Source organism: Propionispira raffinosivorans DSM 20765, assembly GCF_000381065.1.
Lineage (GTDB): Bacteria > Bacillota > Negativicutes > Selenomonadales > Selenomonadaceae > Propionispira > Propionispira raffinosivorans.
On record NZ_KB905855.1, the window covers coordinates 71,552 to 91,971 of the forward strand.

Consider the following 20,420-nt stretch of genomic DNA (forward strand, 5'->3'; position numbering starts at 1 on the left):
AAATCATAGGGGGCTGCAACATGCCAGAGTTACCGGAGGTCGAAATCATCAGACGCAGTTTGGTGGATAAATTAAAAAACAGGCAGATTATCAATACGAAAATCGATTTACCACGTCTTATCAAGTGGCCAAACCTAACAGGATTTCAGTCCATGGTCATAGGAAGATCCATTGTAGATATGACGCGGCAGGGTAAATATCTACTTATTGCCCTTGATAATGGCAATTTAATCGTGTTCCATCTGCGCATGACGGGTCGGCTGCGGTATCTTGATAGTGGAACCTCGGGTGATCCGTATACCAGGATTGTGTTCCAACTTGATAATGGGGCAATGCTGGTGTATGCAGACACTAGGACACTGGGAACTGTTTATGCGCTTTTACCAGGGGAAGCATGGCGTATATCCGGTCTTTCGACGATGGGGCCGGAACCTTTGTCGGCTGAATTTACAATTGTTTACTTGACAAGTCTGTTAGAGAAAAGCCGTGGTAAGATTAAATCGTTTTTATTGAATCAGAAATATATTGGAGGTCTGGGGAACATTTATGCAGATGAATGTTTGGCTCTGGCAAAGATTTATCCGGAAAGAACCGGTGCTAGTCTCACGGGCGCGGAAATCACAGCCTTATATGGGGCTATTAACCAAGTAATCACCGATGGTATTCGCGATGGCGGCACGACTTTTCGTGATTATCGGGATGGAAATGGTGAAAAAGGACATCATCAAGATCATTTATTGGTTTATGGAAGAACCGGAAAACCTTGCCATAATTGTAATGCATTGATACAGAAGATTGAAGTGGGCGGCAGGGGCACGCATTTTTGTCCACAGTGTCAAAAATAGGAGGCGTAGTTTTAAATATGTTTGTTATTGGTTTAACCGGAGGTATTGCTAGCGGGAAAAGTACGGTTTCTAAAATTTTGGCGCAGGCAGGGGCCCATATTATTGATGCAGACAAGATAGCTCATGACGTCGTGATGCCAAACCAGCTGGCTTGGCAAAAAATTGTGAGTCATTTTGGTATGTCGATAATTCTGGAGAATGGACAGTTAGACCGGGCTGCTCTAGGAGCAACGGTTTTTTCGAATCCGGCTCAGCGCAAATGGCTGGAAGAACTTATTCACCCGTTTGTTCGGGCGGCTATTGAAAAAGAAATTCAAGTCTGGAATGCAGAAAAAAAAGAAATTGTTGTTTTGGACATTCCACTTTTATATGAAGCTGGCTGGGATACCTTAGCAGATGAAACTTGGGTGGTCTCGGTAGATACAGCTACTCAGCTGAAACGGCTGGTGCACAGAGATCGACTTTCTCTCATGCAGGCTCAAAAAAGGATTGATTCACAAATGCCGCTTACAGAAAAAGTGAAGCGCGCAGACTATGTGATTGATAATATGTTTGATTTGGCAAAGACAAGAGAACAGGTATTAAAACGCTGGAATCAGATTCGAAAGAGGTGAACGGAGGCAATGGATAATGTGATGAGTCGTAGTTCAAGAAGCCGTGCGGTTAAAATTTCAAGCCGCCGTGTTTTATTTATAAGCAGTGTGATTTTATTTATCTGTATATACCTTGGCGTTCAATCGAATTGGTTCCAAAAAAAATATGTATATCCATATCCCTATCAAAATGTGATTGCACAATATGCAAAGTCACATAATTTAGAAACACATTTGGTTGCTGGTGTTATTATGAGTGAAAGTAAATTTCAAGATGAAGTGCATTCAGATACAGGGGCGATTGGTCTGATGCAGGTAATGCCTGAAACAGCAGAGTGGATTGCACAACAAATTGATGAACCGTCTTTTTCGGTTGAAAAATTACATGATCCTGATACAAATATTCGTTTTGGTACATGGTACTTGTCTTCTCTGCAAAAAGAATTTTGCGGGAATGAAGTTCTGATGCTGGCTGCCTACAATGCTGGGCGAGGAAATGTTCATGAATGGATGGATAAGTATGGCTGGGATATGAATTTTAAGGATATTAATCAGATTCCTTATCAGGAAACACGTGAGTATGTAGCGCGTGTTTTGAAAAATAAAACGAAATATCGCAGCTTATATCAATAATAAATTGACAAGGGCTGTTTACCGTGTTATCATATTGAAAGTACAATATTTGTAAGTGCCTTTAAGTATCGGTCCTGTGAGGCTGAGAAGGAAAGCTTTTTTATGATAGTATAGCTTATCTAGCTTTCTCATGTCTTCATATGGGAAAGCTTTTTTTGTATATTCATACAAAAAAATAGATTTTAGTTGAAAGTTTATGCACAAATAAGGTATAATTATTTATAGTTCATGTAAAAGTAAGACCAATACGGTGAATAAAAAGTAGTTATAGCTTTATGATTGAAAGATACGATCCTTTAAGTGATCCAGAGAGGTTGGCTAAGGAGTGTGTAGGGGAAGCAATTTCTGAAATTGCAGCACCAATATAACTTCTTGCCGCCGGTAAGAAGTTTATTTTTTATTAGAGGAGTGATTGGTTTGAGTAAAAACAACGTATCCTTAAGTGGAAAAAGTATTCTTGGTTTAGAATATTTTAATGCAGATGAAATTCAGTTGGTGCTTGAAACAGCAAAGGAAATGAAAAATATCATCAATCGTGATATTAAAAAAGTTCCTACATTACGTGGTAAGTCAATTGTGAATTTATTTTATGAACCGAGTACAAGAACTAGAAGTTCCTTTGAATTAGCTGGTAAATATTTGGGTGCCGATGTCATTAATATTACTGCTGGAACAAGCAGTATCGTAAAAGGTGAAAGCCTTCGTGATACATTGCTTACAGTTGAAGCCATGGGGGTTGATGCGATTGTAATGCGCCATAAATCAGAAGGTGCAGCAGAATATGCACATCAAGTCGTCAAACCAGCCATTATAAACGCTGGTGATGGAGCACATGCGCATCCATCACAAGGCCTTTTGGATTTATTTACAATTGCTCAGCATAAAAAAACATTAAAAGGCTTGAAAGTCGCCATTCTTGGTGATATTTTACATAGTCGGGTAGCGCGTTCTGATATATGGGGGATGCGTAAGATGGGAATGGAAGTTCATCTTGCCGGACCGCAAACATTATTGCCGCGATTCTTAACCGCAGAAGAAGGGGTTTTCGTCCATGAGCGTATTGAAGATGCCGTTGAGGCTGCCGATGTAATCAATGTACTTCGAATTCAGCTCGAAAGACAAAAATCAGGGTTGTTCCCATCGCCTCGTGAATATGCAAGAATTTTTGGCTTGAATCGTGAACGGTTATCAAGAGCGAAAGAGGATGTGCTAGTATTGCATCCGGGACCGATGAATAAAGGTCTTGAAATTTCACCGGATATCGCTTATTCAGATCATTCGGCAATTCAGGAACAAGTTCAAAACGGTGTTGCAGTCCGTATGGCTTTGTTGACTTTAGTTTTGATGGGAGGAAAAAATCTTGAAATTAATGCTTAAGGGTGGACGCATAATCAATCCAGGTAAAAGTTTTGATCAAATTGGTGATGTTTTAATAGAAAATGGGAAAATTAAAGAAATCGGTGTTGATTTACCAGCAGGAGATGCCACAATTATTGAAGCAGCAGGTTTGGTTGTTACACCAGGCTTGATCGATATGCATGTACATTTGCGTGAACCTGGTCAGGAAGCAAAAGAGGATTTTTCTTCGGGATCAAAAGCGGCAGCAGCCGGTGGCTATACAAGAATTGCTTGTATGCCAAATACAAAACCAGTTGTCGACAACGCAATTTTAGTGAATGGACTAAAAGAGAGAGCTAGGCAGGCAGCTGTGGTTCATATTGATATCATTGGAGCTTTGACCAAAAATCAAAAAGGTACAGAGCTTGCTGAGGTTGGTGATATGACCCAAGCTGGGGCAGTGGCTTTTTCCGATGATGGACATTACGTACAAAGTTCCAAAGTTCTGCTAAACGGACTGGATTATCTGCGTACGTTTGATAAACGAATTATTTCGCATGCGGAAGAAACGACTTTAGTCGAAGATGGTATTATGAATGAAGGCCATCGATCAGCGATGCTGGGAATGAAAGGGCGTCCAACCGTAGCCGAAGATATTGCTGTAGCAAGAGATATTTTACTTGCCGAATATGCCGATGCTAAAATCCATATCGCACATATTAGCTCGAAAAATGCAGTGGAAATTGTTCGCCAGGCGAAAAAACGTGGTGTAAAAGTTACAGCAGAAGTAACGCCGCAGCATCTTACGATGACAGATGATATGGTAAATGCCTTCGATACATCAACAAAAGTGAACCCACCCCTTCGTTCACAAGAACATTTAACAGCAATGATCGAAGGGCTTAAAGATGGAACGATTGATGCGATTGTAACCGATCATTCGCCACATGCCTATGAAGAAAAAGATGTTGAATACAATTATGCACCAAGTGGATTTCCTGGACTTGAAACAGCAGTGGGGATTTTGCTGACCGATTTGTATCATGAAGGAAAACTGGATTTACCAGAAATTATTGAAAAAATGACGTATGGCCCAGCCAAGACCTTTGATTTAACGGCGGGGGTACTTGAAGCTGGTGCTACAGCGGATGTTACCATTATTGATCCAAATCTGAACTGGACAGTTGATGCTGAAAAGTTTTATACACGCGGCACACATTCTCCCTTTGTTGGTAGAAAATTAAAAGGAAAAGCAGTTATGACAATTGTTGATGGTAAGATTGTTATGAAAGATGGCAAAATTATCGATTAAAAATTCATGTAAATAGAGTATGGAGGTGCTTTTTTGAAAGGGAAATTAATACTTGAAGATGGCAGTGTTTTTACTGGCAGACTTCTTAATGATGCAAAAGCAACCGGTGAGGTTGTTTTTAATACAGGTATGACAGGTTATCAGGAAATTTTGACAGATCCATCGTATTGTAGTCAAATTGTTACGTTGACGTATCCAATGATTGGCAATTATGGTGTGGCGGAGCTTTTCAACCAATCACGTAAACCCTTTGTTAATGGTTTTATTATCGGCGAATTGTGTGAAGAAGCTAGTAACTGGAAAATGCAAGGGAGTCTGGCGGACTTTTTAAACCAGCAGAAAATACCTTGTCTGTTTGATGTTGATACACGTGCGGTAACAAGAAAAATTCGTTCAGCAGGTACACTTCGTGGTGTCATTGTTCCAGATGATGCACCACAAGCTGAAATTGATAAACTTTTGGCAATGCCGATTAAAATCGATGTTGTACAAGAAGTAACAACACCGGAAACCTATACGATGGATTCAGATGGTCCGACCGTTGTGGTAATGGACTTTGGTATTAAACAAAATATCTTGAACTCACTCCATAAATTAGGCTGTAATTTGATTATTGTTCCGGCTGATACCACGGCGCAAGCGATTTTGGAACTCAATCCAGCGGGTGTCTTTTTATCCAATGGTCCTGGTGATCCGAAAGATTTGCCACAGGTCATTGAAAACATCAAAGGTTTGATTGGTAAAAAACCTTTATTTGGAATTTGCTTAGGACATCAACTTTTAGCATTAGCATTAGGTGCGGATACGTATAAATTGAAATTTGGTCATCGTGGTTCAAACCAGCCAGTTAAAAATCTGGCAACAGGAAGAGTGCACATTTCCTCACAGAATCATGGATATGCTGTAGATGAAAAATCGCTGATAGGCTTACCACTTAAAGTAACACATACTGCCGTAAATGATGATACTGTAGAAGGCATGCGTCATACAGAGCTGCCCATCTTTTCGATCCAATATCATCCAGAAGCTTCACCAGGACCGGATGATAATTTATATTTGTTTGACGAATTTTGGATAATGCTTACAAAGGGGGAATAATTAGTGCCGAAAAAAGAATATCTAAAAAAAGTTATGGTAATCGGATCTGGTCCAATTATTATTGGACAGGCCGCTGAGTTTGATTATGCAGGGACACAAGCCTGTCGCGCCTTGAAAGAAGAAGGACTTGAGGTTGTACTGGTCAACAGCAATCCGGCAACAATTATGACCGACACGCATATTGCAGATCGTGTATATATAGAACCACTCACCGTTGAATTTCTTGAAGAAATCATCAGCAAAGAAAGACCAGAAGGTTTATTGGCAACTTTGGGCGGGCAAGCTGGTCTGAATTTAGCCGTAAAACTTTCGGAGCAGGGGATTTTGAAAAAGTATAATGTTGAACTTTTGGGAACATCATTAGAAGCAATCAAAAAAGCGGAAGATCGTGAATTATTCAAAGAAACGATGCAGAAACTTGGCGAACCGATTCCGGCGAGCACGATTGTTGAAGATGTTGCGGCTGCGGTTCAATTTGCGAATGAAATTGGTTATCCGCTTATTGTGCGCCCGGCTTATACGATGGGCGGCAGTGGCGGCGGTATTGCCGATACGGAAGAAGAACTGATTGCCATTGTTATTCGTGGCATCAAATATAGTATGATCGGTCAAGTTTTGATCGAACGCAGTGTTGCAGGTTGGAAAGAAATTGAATATGAAGTTATGCGGGATTCAAATGATAACTGTATTACAGTATGTAATATGGAAAACTTTGACCCGGTTGGCGTCCACACCGGTGACAGTATTGTTGTTGCTCCTTCACAGACGTTAAGCGATCATGAATATCAAATGCTTCGCAGTGCATCCTTGCGTATTATTCGTGAACTTGGGATTGCTGGTGGTTGTAATGCACAATACGCACTGGATCCAGACAGCGATCAATATTATGTAATTGAAGTAAATCCGCGGGTAAGCCGCTCAAGCGCCCTAGCTTCTAAAGCAACTGGTTATCCAATTGCTAAGGTTTCAGCAAAAATCGCTATCGGTTATTCGCTCGATGAAATAACGAATGCAGTTACCCAGAAAACGAAAGCTTGTTTTGAACCAGCTCTTGATTATTGTGTCGTAAAATTCCCTCGCTGGCCATTTGATAAATTTATCTTTGCCGATCATACCTTAGGCACACAGATGAAGGCAACCGGCGAAGTTATGTCGATTGACCGAAATTTTGAAGGTGCTATCTTAAAAGCAGTTCGTTCGCTGGAAATCGGCGTTAACCGTCTGCATATGGAAAAAATGGATGAATGGGACGATGCGAAAGTCCTGAAAAGTTTAAATCGTATCAATGATGAACGTATTTTTGTTGTAGCGGAAGCCCTGCGCCGCGGTATTGCGACTGTAGACGAAATTCATGCGGTGACAAAGATCGATGAATGGTTCTTATCAAAAATTAAACATATCACGGATATGGAAAATTGTATTATTAAAAATGAACTTACACCAAAACTGATGCTTGCAGCGAAAAAACTTGGATTGGCAGATCGTTCGATTGCAGAAATTACTGGAAAAACAATGGATGAAATCCGGGTTACGCGCAAAACAATGAATATTCTTCCTTGCTATAAGATGGTTGATACTTGTGCGGCTGAGTTTGAAGCGGCTACGCCGTATTATTACTCTACTTTTTCGGCACAAGAGGATGAAGTTTTAACTTCTAATAAAAGAAAAGTACTGGTGCTGGGGTCTGGACCAATTCGTATTGGACAAGGGGTCGAATTCGATTATTGTTCTGTTCATTCCGTATGGGCACTTCGCGAGCTGGGCATTGAAGCTATTATAGTAAATAATAATCCCGAAACAGTTAGTACGGATTTTGATATTTCGGATCGACTTTATTTTGAAGCACTTACGACCGAAGATGTATTAAATATTATTGATAAAGAAAAACCAGAAGGTGTCATTGTTCAGTTTGGTGGGCAAACGGCAATCAATCTGGCGGATTCTCTGCAAAAAGCAGGTGTCAAAGTTTTTGGTACATCCGTTGATGATATTGATCGTGCCGAAGATCGGGAACGATTTGATGAACTTTTAGAACAAACGGGAATTCCACGTCCAAATGGTGCCAGTGTAACAACTCCAGATGCTGCGATTACAGCTGCCAATCAAATTGGTTATCCGGTAGTGGTCCGCCCGTCCTATGTACTGGGTGGTCGCGCGATGGAAATTGTTTATAACGAAGAAGAACTCCGCGATTATATGGGACGTGCCGTGAAGGTAACACCAGAACATCCGGTCTTGGTTGATCGTTATATGCAAGGAACTGAAGTTGAAGTAGACGGTATCGCTGATGGTACAGATGTTGTTATACCAGGCATTATGGAGCATATCGAACGAGCGGGTGTCCATTCGGGTGATAGCATCGCAGTTTATCCACCGCAGACTTTATCTGCAAAGGTAATTTACACAATTATTGACTATACAAAACGGCTGGCACTTGGCCTACATGTTAAGGGCTTGCTCAATATCCAATATGTTGTTATGAATGATGATGTTTATGTAATCGAAGTAAACCCACGGTCAAGTCGTACGGTACCATTTTTAAGTAAAGTAACCAATATTAAAATGGTCAATCTTGCTACGCAGATTGCTCTGGGAGCTACACTCAAAGAACTTGGTTATAAATCGGGCCTTGTGCCGCCGAAACCATATGTTGCGGTTAAAGCACCAGTGTTTTCGTTTGCTAAGATGCAGGATGTAGATATTTCGCTCGGACCTGAAATGAAATCAACTGGCGAAGTTATGGGAATTGATTATCACTATGCCAGGGCTTTATACAAAGCTATTATCGGTGCTGGTATGAATATTCCAGTCGCGGGAACGATCTTATTTACAGTCGCTGATAAAGATAAAGAAGAAGTAAAACAACTTTCTAAAGCGTTTGCAGAACTTGGCTTTCATCTTGTAGCAACACAAGGAACTGCGCAGACGATACAGTCCATCGGAATTGATGCCGATATTGTCGGCAAAGTACATGAAAGAAGCATTGATATCATTCAAATGATTAAAACAGGTAAAATTAATATGGTCATTAACACGTTAACGCAAGGTAAAGGTTCAGAACGCGATGGCTTCCAGATTCGTCGTGCAACAGTAGAACATGGAATTGCCTGTTTGACTTCGATGGATACCGCCTGGGAAGTGCTGCGCGTCTTAAACTTTATGCGGGAACGCCGATTGATTTACTCGCTGGCCATTCAAGACTATGTTGGTGGAGGGGATACGCTTGCCTAAGGTTGCTATGGATGTAGTAGTACTTGAAAATAAACATCTTTCCGATGACGTAAAGGAACTTATTGTTTATGCCCCTGACATTGCAAAGCAAGCGATGCCGGGACAGTTTGTTCATCTGAAAGTAATAAAAAGTGAACCTCTTTTACGGCGTCCAATCAGTATTGCATCGGTTGATGAAGCAAAAGGTACTTTGAGCTTAATCTATCGTATTGTTGGGAAAGGTACTGCTGCTATAGCAGATCTTAAAGCAGAAAATCAGGTCAATTGTCTAGGCCCTTTAGGGCATGGGTTTGATTTGAATTGTAAAAGACCCCTTCTTATTGGAGGAGGTATGGGAATTGCGCCGCTGATCTTTTTGGCTCAGCGGCTTTGCCCTGCAACAACATCGATATTGATGGGTGGACGAAATAAAGCGGAACTGTTTTGGCAGAAACGCTATGAAGGGCTCGTTAATGAAATATTTATCACAACCGATGATGGTTCGCTCGGGGTTAAAGGATTTACCGTTACTTTACTGCCAGAATTACTCAAAACAAAACAATATGATCGTATTTTTGTTTGCGGTCCTGAAATCATGATGGCAGGGGTTGTCAAAATAGCACAAAGTCAGGGTATTGCCTGCCAGGTTTCGCTGGAAAAACACATGGCCTGCGGTCTTGGTGCCTGCTTATCTTGTACACGCGAAAGCAAGGATGGCAGTAAACGCAAAAAAGTCTGCAAAGATGGTCCTGTATTTTGGGCACAGGAGGTTTTTTAATGAAACAAAATTCGAGGCTCGCTACCGAAATTGCTGGAATCAAGATGAAGACTCCCGTAATGACAGCTTCGGGAACCTTTGGTTTTGGCGAAGAGTTTAGTGAATTTGTCGATCTCAATCAAATCGGAGCTATTGTGGTTAAAGGTACGACACTAAAACCGCGTAGTGGTAATACTGGGGTTAGAATCGCAGAAACGCCAAGTGGCATGCTCAATTGCATTGGGTTGGAAAATCCTGGCATAGAATATTTTTTAACGGATATTTTGCCACGCATTTCGCACTATGATGCACCGATTATCGTTAATATATCAGGTAGCTCGGTTGAAGAATATGGTATTTTAGCTAAAAAGCTCGATATTCCAGAAATTGCGGCTATTGAACTTAATATTTCCTGTCCGAACGTCAAAGAAGGCGGGATTATTTTTGGTACAGATCCCCTTAGTGCTGCTGCGGTTGTAAAAGAAGCAAAAAAGAATACAAAAAAGCCGGTTATTGCCAAGCTGTCTCCAAATGTAACAGATATTGTAGTTATGGCAAAAGCAGTGGAAGAAGCCGGTGCCGATGTGATTTCAATGATCAATACATTACTGGGAATGGCCATTAATATTAATAGCTGGAAACCGGTTCTTGGCAATATGACGGGTGGACTTTCTGGTCCGGCTGTAAAACCAATAGCCTTACGGATGGTTTGGCAGGTAGCACAGGCAGTACATATCCCTATTATAGGTATGGGGGGGATTATGAAAGCAGAGGATGCTATTGAATTTTTTCTGGCAGGAGCTAGTGCGGTAGCTGTCGGCACAGCAAACTTTGTTAATCCATCTGCCGCCGAGGATGTTGCGAAAGGGATTATTAAATATCTTGAGAAAAAAAATGTAGAACATATCAGTCAATTGGTGGGGCAGCTAAAATGTAATTGACCTGTTTATTTGAATGATAGAAATTAAACGTGAGCGGAGGATGAATATGGCTGATGAAAGATTGATTGTTGCCTTGGACTTTCATGAAATGGATAAGGTACAAGCTTTAGTTGAAAATTTAGGTGAGAGTGTATCTTATTATAAAGTTGGAATGGAATTGTTTTATAGTGTTGGTGCAGAAGTTGTTACATATCTGAAACAACAAAACAAAGAAGTTTTTCTTGATCTGAAATTGCATGATATTCCAAATACAGCAGCCCAGGGCTTATGTTCTTTGGCACGGCTTGGTGTTTCAATCTTGAATGTCCATGCATCGGGCAGTTATACGATGATGAAGACAGCCATAGATCAATTAAGGCAAGAAACAGCTCGGACGGGTATACCTTGTCCAAAATTGATAGCAGTAACGGTTTTGACTAGTATCGACCAAGCGGATTGGACGGCGATTGGACAAAAGACAAATATCCAAGAGCAGGTGGTTCGTTTAGCGAAACTGACAAAACAAGCTGGACTCGATGGTGTAGTCGCTTCGCCGCAGGAAGCACAGTCGATTCGTCAAGCTTGTGGTGAGGAGTTTATGATTGTAACACCAGGCATTCGTCCATCTGGTGTGGCAACCAATGATCAGAGCCGCATTGCTGTGCCGATGCAGGCTCTTAAAAATGGTGCATCGCATTTGGTTATTGGCAGACCAATTACTGCAGCGAAAGATCCGCATGCGGCAGCTTTGGCAATTATAAAAGAAATGGAGATGGTGAGATAAATGACAGAAGCACAAGTAAAAGAGTTGTTTATTAAAACAAATGCAATTATGGAGGGACATTTTTTATTAACATCTGGGCTGCACAGCCCTATGTATGTAGAAAAGTTCAATGTTTTGCAGCATCCTGTTTATACAGAACAATTATGTACAGCTTTAGCTGAAAAATTTGCTGATCAAAAGATTCAAACGGTTGTGGGTCCGGTAACGGGTGGCATTTTACTTGCACATGAAGTGGGCAAAGCCTTGGGAACAAGGGCTATTTTTACGGAACGAGAAAATGGGAAAATGGCATTTCGCCGTGGCTTTAAGCTGGAAAAAGGTGAACGAGTCCTCATTGTAGAAGATATTGTAACCACAGGCGGATCGGTTAAAGAAGTGATTGATGTTGTAAAAGCACAGGGAGCAATCCCTGTGGCTGTGGGGATGCTTGTGGATCGAAGCGGTGGGGCGGCAAACTTCGCTGAAGTACCATACCAAGCTCTATTATATCTTGATGTTACAACATATCCGGCCGCCAGCTGTCCGCTTTGTGCAGCGGCTGTACCGATGACAAAACGTGGTCGTACTGGTAAATAAGTAGTCTATAATCCATATAAATTTCATCTAGACTATTAGGTTGCCATGCAAAATACTTAATGTAACTTATATAGTAACAGAAAAAGCCTCAATACATTTTCGAGTATTGAGGCTTTTTCTTGTGTTGTGTTTTTGTTATTTTACTTTCAAGCAGTCGTGCAGCCATAGGCAATCGGTGCGATCACAATGGTTATTGTCTGACAGTCCAAAACAAGGAATATTGTTTTCTGCTTTTTGAATTTCATGGATTAAATCAGCTTTTCTTAGATTTCGCGAAACGACTCCCAGTGATTTTGCTTTTACACGGATCTCTTTTAAGGTCATGCCCGTTCACTCCTTGATACAAAAATTTTAAATATATAAAATCTGTGAAAATAAGATTTATTCACGATACTTGGATACATTTCGTAGTAAAATAAATAGATAAAAATACAAAGGGACAGATAAGTATCGTTAATGAGAAAAGTATATACTTTTTTGCAGGTTTTTGTCAAATTAAAAAGAATATTTACATATATGGGTTGTAGAAGTGGGGTAGAAAAGTGAAAGTAGAAACAAAAGAAAAAATTGAGGCGGAAATTCAAGATTGGCAATATATGAAGGATTTGCCTCCAATGTGGTTTGGCTTTGTCTTTACCTTGGAAATGAAAGTATATGGTGATGTCTATGATTTGTATAGTTATGAAAATGCAGCCATCCATCGAAAAATCACTGTGTATTATCATGAAGAAACAAAAGAGTATAAAGTGCGTGTTTTGATCGGATTGACCGAATTTTGTAATATAGAATATATATCACCAACACGAGCGGGTTTAGAGAAAATTCTCTTGGAGCGTTTTGAAACGACATTGCAGTCACTGGCGAAATTTAATGCGGATACAGTCAGTTGTATTGTACTTGAAAAAAAAATATTAGAGTGGGATTATGTTGCTAAGCTTCCTGAGACAATTGAAGGATTCAAGCTTTTTATTAAACCGGATCAGCCGGTAAAGACAATCAATGGTTCTTATATTTTATTTGATTACTGTGATTTTGCTACTGACAGCAATTTTATTATTTATTATAATGTATTTCGGGATGAATTTTTTGGCGAAGCCAAGATACGGAAAATACCAGAAGTGAATTATGTTTTTGATTCGCATGAATTAATTGAACTAGAAGAAAAATTAGATGAGCATCTTTTGGCAAGATTAAAAGAAATTCGTTCGAGAATAGATCAATAAGGGGATATATATTATGAAAACAGCATTGACGATAGCAGGTTCTGATTCAAGCGGCGGAGCAGGAATACAAGCAGATTTAAAAACATTTTCTGCTTTGGGAGTCTTTGGAATGAGTGTCATTACTGCAATTACTGCGCAAAATACATGTGGTGTTACAGCAATACGAGAAATGGATACAGACATCATCAAGGCACAAATCCATGCAGTATATGATGATATTGAAGTAAATGCGGTAAAGATAGGGATGCTGTCTAGCTCGGCAATTATTAAAGAAGTAGCAGCTGGCATTGAAGCCTATACCATTCCGAAGGTTGTATTAGATACCGTTATGATATCAAAAAGCGGGAGTTACTTACTGCAGAAAAATGCTGTACAGACATTGATTACAGATCTTATACCAAAGGCCTTTGTTGTTACACCAAATTTACATGAAGCAACTGCTCTAGTTGGATTTGAAGTTGTCGATCAGCCGACGATGCAAAAAGCGGCAAAAGTGATAAAAGATATGGGGGTAGAGTATGTTGTAGTCAAAGGTGGACATTTAGAAGGGGATGCCTGTGATTTGCTTTATGATGGAAAAACGATGGAGTTTTTTCCTAATAAACGAATTCAGACCATTCATACGCATGGAACAGGATGTACGTTTTCGTCCGCAATTGCTGCTGGTTTGGCGAAAGGAATGGATGTATATAATGCTGTTGCTGAAGCTAAGAAGTATGTTACAATGGCAATACAACATGGGTTTCCGTTAGGAAAAGGGGTTGGACCTACAAACCATTTTTTTGCATTATATGAAAAAGTTGGAATACTTTAAAAAAGTATTGACAAGATTAGGAAGCGTAGGTATAATAGTATTTGTCGCTGAGATGAGTGGCAATGAAAAATTATTTTATTAAAGAAAAATACGGCCCGGTAGTTTAGTTGGTTAGAATGCCGCCCTGTCACGGCGGAGGTCAGGGGTTCGAGTCCCCTTCGGGTCGCCATGCGGAAATAGCTCAGCGGTAGAGCATCGCCTTGCCAAGGCGGGGGTCGCGAGTCCGAATCTCGTTTTCCGCTCCAATTTAACTTTTATGGCGACATAGCCAAGCGGTAAGGCAGAGGTCTGCAAAACCTTTATCCCCAGTTCGATTCTGGGTGTCGCCTCCATAAAAGAATATATTGCCGGGGTGGCGGAACTGGCAGACGCACGGGACTTAAAATCCCGCGGTTGGTAACAACCGTACCGGTTCAATTCCGGTCCTCGGCACCATATATAGTGTAAGTTGTCTTTTTTTGATTAATTGAATATTGATATGCATGCGGAAATAGCTCAGCGGTAGAGCATCGCCTTGCCAAGGCGGGGGTCGCGAGTCCGAATCTCGTTTTCCGCTCCAATTTAATTTTTATGGCGACATAGCCAAGCGGTAAGGCAGAGGTCTGCAAAACCTTTATCCCCAGTTCGATTCTGGGTGTCGCCTCCATAAAAAAATATATGCCGGGGTGGCGGAACTGGCAGACGCACGGGACTTAAAATCCCGCGGTTGGTAACAACCGTACCGGTTCAATTCCGGTCCTCGGCACCATTTGCCAATTAAAGACACAAGCAGTTGTGTCTTTTTGTTTTATAATACAATAATTTTATATATAGAAACAAAAAAGCAATGTTTTTTCATTCGAAAAATACATTGCTTTTAATTTTCAATCAATCGACGGCATCGCAAGAGCGCATGGCAAGAATTGTTTTGGTAATGAGTTCTTCAAGACTCCAGCCAAGCATTGCAGCACCACGTTCAATTACTTCACGTGAGCAGCCTGCCGCAAAACCTGTCGATTTATACTTCTTTTTTACAGATTTGTATTCGAGGTCTTTGACACTTTTTGATGGTCGCATCAAAGCTGCGGCACCGATTAAGCCGGTTAACTCATCCGTGGCATAGAGTATTTTTTCCATCATATGTTCGGGTTTAATATCCACTGTGATAGAATAGCCATGACTGGCGGCTGCATGAATCATCCGTTCATCGATATTGTTTTTTCGCATCAATTCCTGCCCTTTTATACAATGCTGGTCTGGATATTGCTCAAAATCAAGATCGTGAAGTAAACCTACAATGCCCCAAAAATCTTCTTCATCGCCATACCCTAATTCTTTCGCAAAATAACGCATAACTCCTTCGACAATCAAAGCATGTTTTAAATGAAAGGCATCTTGATTGTATTCATTCAATAATTGCCAAGCGGCATCTCTCGTAATGGCTGTACTCATGTGATAACCTCCTTGATATATAGACTGGAATGTATGATTTTTAAGACTCGGTAATATACAATCTAGCCATTATCTTACGCGTGTAAAAAAGAAAAGTCAAATAACAGTTATGGGATTGTACGTTTGCTCCTGTTTCGTTTTTGGCGGAGTCTTATTTGATTTTGCCCAATGATTCGTCTATAATAAGTTTATTGGGAAAATGCTCATGAGCGATCAGGAGCTTTTTTTATGGAAAATACCTGAAAGTAAATAGGGGTGTGAAATGGAAAATCAAGTACAACCAGAAAATATTACAAATCAATTATTGAACGTGTTTAATTATGCATTTGTGGAGTCAGCACCATATAGTTTTTTTGTGCCAAAAAAAGAAAAATACGTTGCTGTTCATGTAACGAAAAAAATATACACTTGTTTAGCTTGTACAAGACAAATTGAAGTCAAATACCATGAAGCTGGTGTGGTGTATTTTTCGAAAGACCGTTTTGAAAAGCAGCGGGCTGTATATGAAAAAAAAGGTCTGCCTTTTTTAGATGAAAAAGATTTACAGGCGGAAAAAGAATTTATTTATCAAGAAACAGGGTATTGTGAGCAGTGTGCGCCAGAGCTCCTTTTAACAGGCGATGTGAAACAAAAAATTTATAATATATGCCAAGAAATACATAAAGAAGATGAATTCCTTTTGGTAGCGGCTAAAGTTTGTATGGAAGAACAACTTAAAAAATGGCTAAAGACGATTACGAATTCTTCACAACTTATACAGTATGACCTATCTAGTTACAATGGCCTTAAAGATTTAGTTTGTGCGGCAATTTTGGACGATACAACTGGTGTGGAACACTGTCTAATTTCTTATAAAAATAAAACAGAAAAAATGATTGCGGACACAGAACAATTGCTGCGTACGATGCCGGCCAAATGGTCGATTTATGCAGCTAAGTCGACGGCGATTTACGAATCCATGTCGGATGAAGTATATCATGAATATACGGTTGTTTTTCCCGAGAAAAATACCATACCACAGGATTTCTTTATAAATCGCGTTATTGAAAAAATACGGATTGAAATGTTTTTAAAACAAAATAGAATCTTCAGCGTTGAACAACTGATGCTTGAAGCAGGTTTTGAAACTGCTTGGCTTGATTTGCTTATTGACCATATCGCAACTTTCGAGAAATAAAAAAAGCTCTCAATTGAGAGCTTTTTTTATAAAATAGAATACGAACAAATGTTTATTAGAACGAGGAGGTCATTGGAAAATGGAAACTATTCTTATAATATTAGCTATTTTACAGCTTATATTAATCTTTTGTGTTTTACTGTATTTGCTTAAAAACCAAGATAAAAATAAAGATATGAACCGGAATTTCACACTATTGCAAGATACTTTTTTGCAGATGAATCATTTGCTGCGTGATGAAATGAAAGAAACAAGGGTCGAAAACAAGGCGGAAATCAGATCCTTTCGCGAAGAGCTTGGGCAGACGATGAATCAGTTTAATGAATCTGTTATTACGAGAATTTATGAAAATAGTACGAATCAATTAAAACAACTTGACAGCTTTTCGCAGCAGTTGTCACAATTGACACAACTCAATGAGACTAAATTTGAAAAACTGCGTGAGGTAATCGAACGTCATTTGAATCAATTGCGTCTTGATAACCAGACCAAATTGGAAGAGATGAGAAAAACGGTTGATGAAAAATTAAATGATACCTTGGAAAAACGACTGGGCGAAAGTTTTCGTATGGTGAGTGAAAAACTGGAACAAGTCCATCGTGGTCTAGGCGAAATGCAAACACTGGCGGTTGGTGTTGGTGATCTCAAAAAAGTATTATCAAATGTCAAAACCCGTGGTATTTGGGGGGAAATCCAGTTGGGAAATTTACTGGAACAGATTTTGACGCCGGAGCAATATGCAACGAATATTGCGACTGTGCCAAATAGCAATGAGCGGGTAGAATTTGCTTTAAAGCTTCCTGGACGTGATGAAAAAGGTACGCCGGTATGGATGCCGATTGATGCAAAATTCCCGCAAGAGGATTATCAAAGACTCTTGATTGCCCAGGAAAATGCAGCAACGGCTGAAGCAGAAGAATCGGCGAAGGCACTTGAGGTTCGCATTAAAGCGGAAGCGAAAGATATTCATACGAAATATATTAGTGTTCCATATACGACCGATTTTGGCATCTTGTTTTTACCAATTGAAGGGCTATATGCGGAAGTTTTACGTCGACCAGGTCTTTGCGAATACATTATGACAACGTATCATGTCGTTGTGGCAGGACCAACAACACTGGCGGCACTTCTCAATAGCTTGCAAATGGGCTTTCGAACTTTAGCAATCGAAAAACGCAGCTCGGAAGTTTGGTCGATTTTAAGTGCGGTAAAAACAGAGTTTGGTAAATTTGGTGATTTATTAGATAAGACGCATAAAAAATTACAAGAAGCAAGTAATTCGATTGACACGGCAGCTCGAAAAACAAGAACTATTGAACGTAAATTAAAAAATGTTCAAGAGCTGCCACAAAATGAAACAGCGGCTGTTTTTCAATTAGACGACACAGAAGAAGATGATGTAGACGAAAATAAAATAAATGTTGAATAAATTTGCAAAATATAGCCTTTAAATTTTTGTATACATGAAAAAGACCTAGACAAATATTGCGGAAATGTGTTATTATATGGCTGTAAGAAATACCAGAATATTGGCAATGGAGCCATATGATAGGGCATATTCTATTATGCGTGTGCATTTGTACTTGTATAGTAAAGTGCAGTCATATGGTTTTTTTATCGTTGAAATTTTGTTGTCATTAAAATTCTACATATAATATTAAAAAAATTTAAAGGTGGTACAAAAGATGAGTGATTTATTGTATGTGATTCCTGCAGATTCCAAGAAAGAAGACGTACTTGAGCTGCTTAAAACGCATCCGGAAATTAAATTTGTTTCATTAGTGGGTATTGATCTTGCCGGAAATGATACAGATGAAAAAATTCCAATGAGTTTATTCTTAAAAGATATCGATGATTTTTATGCGGGCACAGCTGTTCAAACAGATGGATCGTCTGTTGTATTAACAGGTATTGCCGTATTGAACAATGCAAAAGTAGATATGCCAATTGACCCAAGTGTGAATTGGTTTGTTGATTATAACGTTGAACATTATGATGAAGAATTAGAAAAACCAGTTGGTACTTTGCGTATTCCAGCGTTTTTGATTCATGAAGGCAAACGTGTGGATTCACGTGCTGTTCTTGCTGAAACATTAGTTCATGTTAAAAAAGAACTTTTAGAATTATTCAAAAAACATCCAAAAGTTTCTGGTCTTGAACATATTGATGGTGCTGATATAGCAGATATCTTATTTACATCAGCTACAGAACTTGAATTTTGGGTAAAAACTCCACTTGTTGAAGCTGAAATTGCTGAAATGTCTGCTTCTCAGGTTATGCAGGAACAATACTGGCAGCGTACTCGTGGGGCTGTTCGTACTGCACTTGAACAATGCGTATTGACAATGGATCAATATGGATTGGGTACAGAAATGGGTCATAAAGAAGTTGGCGGCATCAAAGCTCATATTGATGAAGCTGGTAATTTGACACATGTTTGTGAACAAATTGAAATTGACTGGAGATTTGCTGATGCTTTGCAAGCAGCAGATAATGAACTCTTAGTTCGTATTCTGGTTAAAGAAATCTTTAGAGAAAACGGTTTAGAAGTGAATTTCAAAGCCAAACCAATGATTGGTCTTGCCGGCAATGGTGAACATACTCATATTGGTATGGCAGCAAAATTGAAATCGGGTAAAATTGTAAACTTGTTCTCTCCAACTAAAATGGATAAAGATTTCATGAGTGCTGTTGGTTATGGTGCAATCATGGGTTTACTTAAAAATTATGAAGTAGTTAATCCGTTTGTTTCGGCAACGAATGACTCTTTAAATCGTTTAAAACCTGGGTTTGAAGCTCCTGTATGTATTGTTACATCTCTTGGTCATACACCAGCAATTCCATCGCGTAACCGCACAATCTTAGCAGGTCTTGTACGTGATTTGAATAATCCGTATGCAACAAGATTTGAACTTAGAGCTTGTAATCCTTATACAAATACGTATATTGTTTTAGCTGCTATTTATACTGTTATTCTTGATGGTGTTAGAGCTGCTATTACAAAAACTACTGATGAACTTTTAGCCGAACTTTCCAAAAATGCCGGTGAAGAAGGCTTCTACCTTGAAAAAGACAGAGCATATCGTAGTGAAGAAGATGTTTTCGAAGATTATACAGAAGAAGAACGTAATCGTTTGTTTGGTGCGCCTCCTGCAACTGTATGGGAAAATATCAATAGTATTGAAAATCATCCAGATAAACGTGCTGTTCTTACTTCGGGCGGAGCTTTATCGGATACGATTATCAATGCGTTTTCAGCAGGGGCTTTGCTTCGTTGGAAAACAGAAATCATCAGCCGTATTATCCCTGAAAACCTTGATATTGTAAGAGGCAGTAAAGAAATTCACTCTACTTACGTAACGGATCAAGATTCTTATACTTGGAATAAAATTAATAATATTCGCTGTTACTTAGCAAAAGACAGCATTGATGAAAAATCCTTGTTTACTTTGCTGATTAATTCATTAAATGAAGGCGATTATGCCACAGCTTCTGGACTCCAAGTTGAAATGTATGATAAAGTACAAGAGCTAAAAGCTTTGTATGTTGCTTATAAGAAAAATATGATTTAATTTTTTGGAGTAAAGTCGCTCTCTTTTTTGGGAGAGCGGCTTTTTTAAAATAAAAAAAGATTGAATTGTCTGAAAATGCTGTTTTTTTGACGCAACGTTTTGTCCATAGTATAATGATATATAAATATTTTTTTGAG

The 20,420-nt window shown here is 39.4% G+C and carries 18 protein-coding genes and 7 tRNA genes; 23 read left to right on the top strand and 2 right to left on the bottom strand.

All coding sequences use genetic code 11. The features are described from left to right. Positions 1 to 20: 20 nt before the first annotated feature. The 11 genes from mutM to pyrE all read left to right on the top strand — a co-directional run bounded on the left by mutM (position 21) and on the right by pyrE (position 12,066). Positions 21 to 845: a DNA-formamidopyrimidine glycosylase gene (mutM, locus tag F606_RS0113175; protein WP_019554360.1), complete on the top strand. Its 825-nt coding sequence runs from the start codon at positions 21 to 23 to the stop codon at positions 843 to 845. A 17-nt stretch (positions 846 to 862) separates the two neighbouring features. Further along, positions 863 to 1,459: a dephospho-CoA kinase gene (gene coaE, locus F606_RS0113180; RefSeq protein WP_019554361.1), complete on the top strand. Its 597-nt coding sequence runs from the start codon at positions 863 to 865 to the stop codon at positions 1,457 to 1,459. Positions 1,460 to 1,468: 9 nt separating this feature from the next. Next, on the top strand, positions 1,469 to 2,071 hold the full coding sequence (locus F606_RS0113185) for a lytic transglycosylase domain-containing protein (protein WP_019554362.1): 603 nt from the start codon (positions 1,469 to 1,471) through the stop codon (positions 2,069 to 2,071). A gap of 417 nt (positions 2,072 to 2,488) precedes the next feature. Next, complete coding sequence (locus F606_RS0113190) at positions 2,489 to 3,448, top strand: aspartate carbamoyltransferase catalytic subunit (protein ID WP_019554363.1); 960 nt, start codon at positions 2,489 to 2,491, stop codon at positions 3,446 to 3,448. After that, positions 3,432 to 4,721 (top strand): dihydroorotase, encoded by a 1,290-nt coding sequence (locus tag F606_RS0113195; RefSeq protein WP_019554364.1) that lies wholly within the window; start codon positions 3,432 to 3,434, stop codon positions 4,719 to 4,721. Before F606_RS0113190 ends, F606_RS0113195 begins: the two co-directional genes overlap by 17 nt. A gap of 33 nt (positions 4,722 to 4,754) precedes the next feature. Beyond that, positions 4,755 to 5,819 (top strand): glutamine-hydrolyzing carbamoyl-phosphate synthase small subunit, encoded by a 1,065-nt coding sequence (carA, locus tag F606_RS0113200; RefSeq protein ID WP_019554365.1) that lies wholly within the window; start codon positions 4,755 to 4,757, stop codon positions 5,817 to 5,819. Between the two features lie 3 nt (positions 5,820 to 5,822). Then, positions 5,823 to 9,050: a carbamoyl-phosphate synthase large subunit gene (gene carB / locus F606_RS0113205; protein WP_019554366.1), complete on the top strand. Its 3,228-nt coding sequence runs from the start codon at positions 5,823 to 5,825 to the stop codon at positions 9,048 to 9,050. Then, positions 9,043 to 9,807, top strand: a complete 765-nt coding sequence (locus tag F606_RS0113210) for a dihydroorotate dehydrogenase electron transfer subunit (RefSeq protein WP_019554367.1) — start codon at positions 9,043 to 9,045, stop codon at positions 9,805 to 9,807. The genes carB and F606_RS0113210 overlap by 8 nt, the downstream gene beginning before the upstream one ends. Next, positions 9,807 to 10,727: a dihydroorotate dehydrogenase gene (locus F606_RS0113215; RefSeq protein WP_019554368.1), complete on the top strand. Its 921-nt coding sequence runs from the start codon at positions 9,807 to 9,809 to the stop codon at positions 10,725 to 10,727. Before F606_RS0113210 ends, F606_RS0113215 begins: the two co-directional genes overlap by 1 nt. Positions 10,728 to 10,773: 46 nt before the next feature. Continuing rightward, the gene (gene pyrF / locus F606_RS0113220) at positions 10,774 to 11,490 is read left to right on the top strand and encodes an orotidine-5'-phosphate decarboxylase (protein WP_019554369.1); all 717 of its coding nucleotides are present in this window, start codon (positions 10,774 to 10,776) and stop codon (positions 11,488 to 11,490) included. Beyond that, a complete protein-coding gene (gene pyrE / locus F606_RS0113225) occupies positions 11,491 to 12,066 on the top strand; it encodes an orotate phosphoribosyltransferase (protein WP_019554370.1) in 576 nt (191 codons plus the stop codon). 135 nt (positions 12,067 to 12,201) lie between these two features. On the opposite strand, the gene F606_RS0113230 is transcribed toward pyrE, so the two are convergent. After that, positions 12,202 to 12,390 carry a Rho termination factor N-terminal domain-containing protein gene (locus F606_RS0113230; protein WP_019554371.1) on the bottom strand — a complete coding sequence of 63 codons (189 nt, stop codon included), beginning with the start codon at positions 12,388 to 12,390 and terminating at the stop codon, positions 12,202 to 12,204. Positions 12,391 to 12,608: 218 nt separating this feature from the next. On the opposite strand from F606_RS0113230, the gene F606_RS0113235 reads away from it, so the two are divergent. The 9 genes from F606_RS0113235 to F606_RS0113275 all read left to right on the top strand — a co-directional run bounded on the left by F606_RS0113235 (position 12,609) and on the right by F606_RS0113275 (position 14,851). Next, complete coding sequence (locus F606_RS0113235; RefSeq protein WP_019554372.1) at positions 12,609 to 13,289, top strand: hypothetical protein; 681 nt, start codon at positions 12,609 to 12,611, stop codon at positions 13,287 to 13,289. A gap of 13 nt (positions 13,290 to 13,302) precedes the next feature. Then, the gene (thiD, locus tag F606_RS0113240) at positions 13,303 to 14,103 is read left to right on the top strand and encodes a bifunctional hydroxymethylpyrimidine kinase/phosphomethylpyrimidine kinase (protein ID WP_019554373.1); all 801 of its coding nucleotides are present in this window, start codon (positions 13,303 to 13,305) and stop codon (positions 14,101 to 14,103) included. Between the two features lie 92 nt (positions 14,104 to 14,195). Beyond that, positions 14,196 to 14,272: transfer RNA gene (locus F606_RS0113245), tRNA-Asp, on the top strand. 1 nt (position 14,273) lies between these two features. Then, positions 14,274 to 14,348: transfer RNA gene (locus F606_RS0113250), tRNA-Gly, on the top strand. Positions 14,349 to 14,361: 13 nt separating this feature from the next. Continuing rightward, positions 14,362 to 14,435: transfer RNA gene (locus F606_RS0113255), tRNA-Cys, on the top strand. Between the two features lie 14 nt (positions 14,436 to 14,449). Next, positions 14,450 to 14,538, top strand: a tRNA-Leu gene (locus F606_RS0113260). 49 nt (positions 14,539 to 14,587) lie between these two features. Beyond that, positions 14,588 to 14,662: transfer RNA gene (locus F606_RS0113265), tRNA-Gly, on the top strand. Between the two features lie 13 nt (positions 14,663 to 14,675). Continuing rightward, positions 14,676 to 14,749 (top strand) — tRNA-Cys (locus F606_RS0113270). Positions 14,750 to 14,762: 13 nt separating this feature from the next. Next, positions 14,763 to 14,851 (top strand) — tRNA-Leu (locus tag F606_RS0113275). Positions 14,852 to 14,970: 119 nt separating this feature from the next. Here the strand turns inward: F606_RS0113275 and F606_RS0113280 are convergent. After that, complete coding sequence (locus tag F606_RS0113280; RefSeq protein ID WP_019554374.1) at positions 14,971 to 15,534, bottom strand: hydrolase; 564 nt, start codon at positions 15,532 to 15,534, stop codon at positions 14,971 to 14,973. 262 nt (positions 15,535 to 15,796) lie between these two features. Here F606_RS0113280 and F606_RS0113285 point away from each other — a divergent pair, with 262 nt between their 5' ends. The 3 genes from F606_RS0113285 to F606_RS0113295 all read left to right on the top strand — a co-directional run bounded on the left by F606_RS0113285 (position 15,797) and on the right by F606_RS0113295 (position 20,283). After that, positions 15,797 to 16,711 (top strand): hypothetical protein, encoded by a 915-nt coding sequence (locus tag F606_RS0113285; RefSeq protein ID WP_019554375.1) that lies wholly within the window; start codon positions 15,797 to 15,799, stop codon positions 16,709 to 16,711. 79 nt (positions 16,712 to 16,790) lie between these two features. Continuing rightward, entirely contained in the window at positions 16,791 to 18,140 is a 1,350-nt protein-coding gene (locus tag F606_RS21145; protein ID WP_019554376.1) for a DNA recombination protein RmuC, read from the top strand. Between the two features lie 256 nt (positions 18,141 to 18,396). After that, positions 18,397 to 20,283, top strand: coding sequence for a type I glutamate--ammonia ligase (locus tag F606_RS0113295; RefSeq protein WP_019554377.1), 1,887 nt, complete (start codon positions 18,397 to 18,399; stop codon positions 20,281 to 20,283). The last annotated feature ends 137 nt before the right edge of the window (positions 20,284 to 20,420 follow it).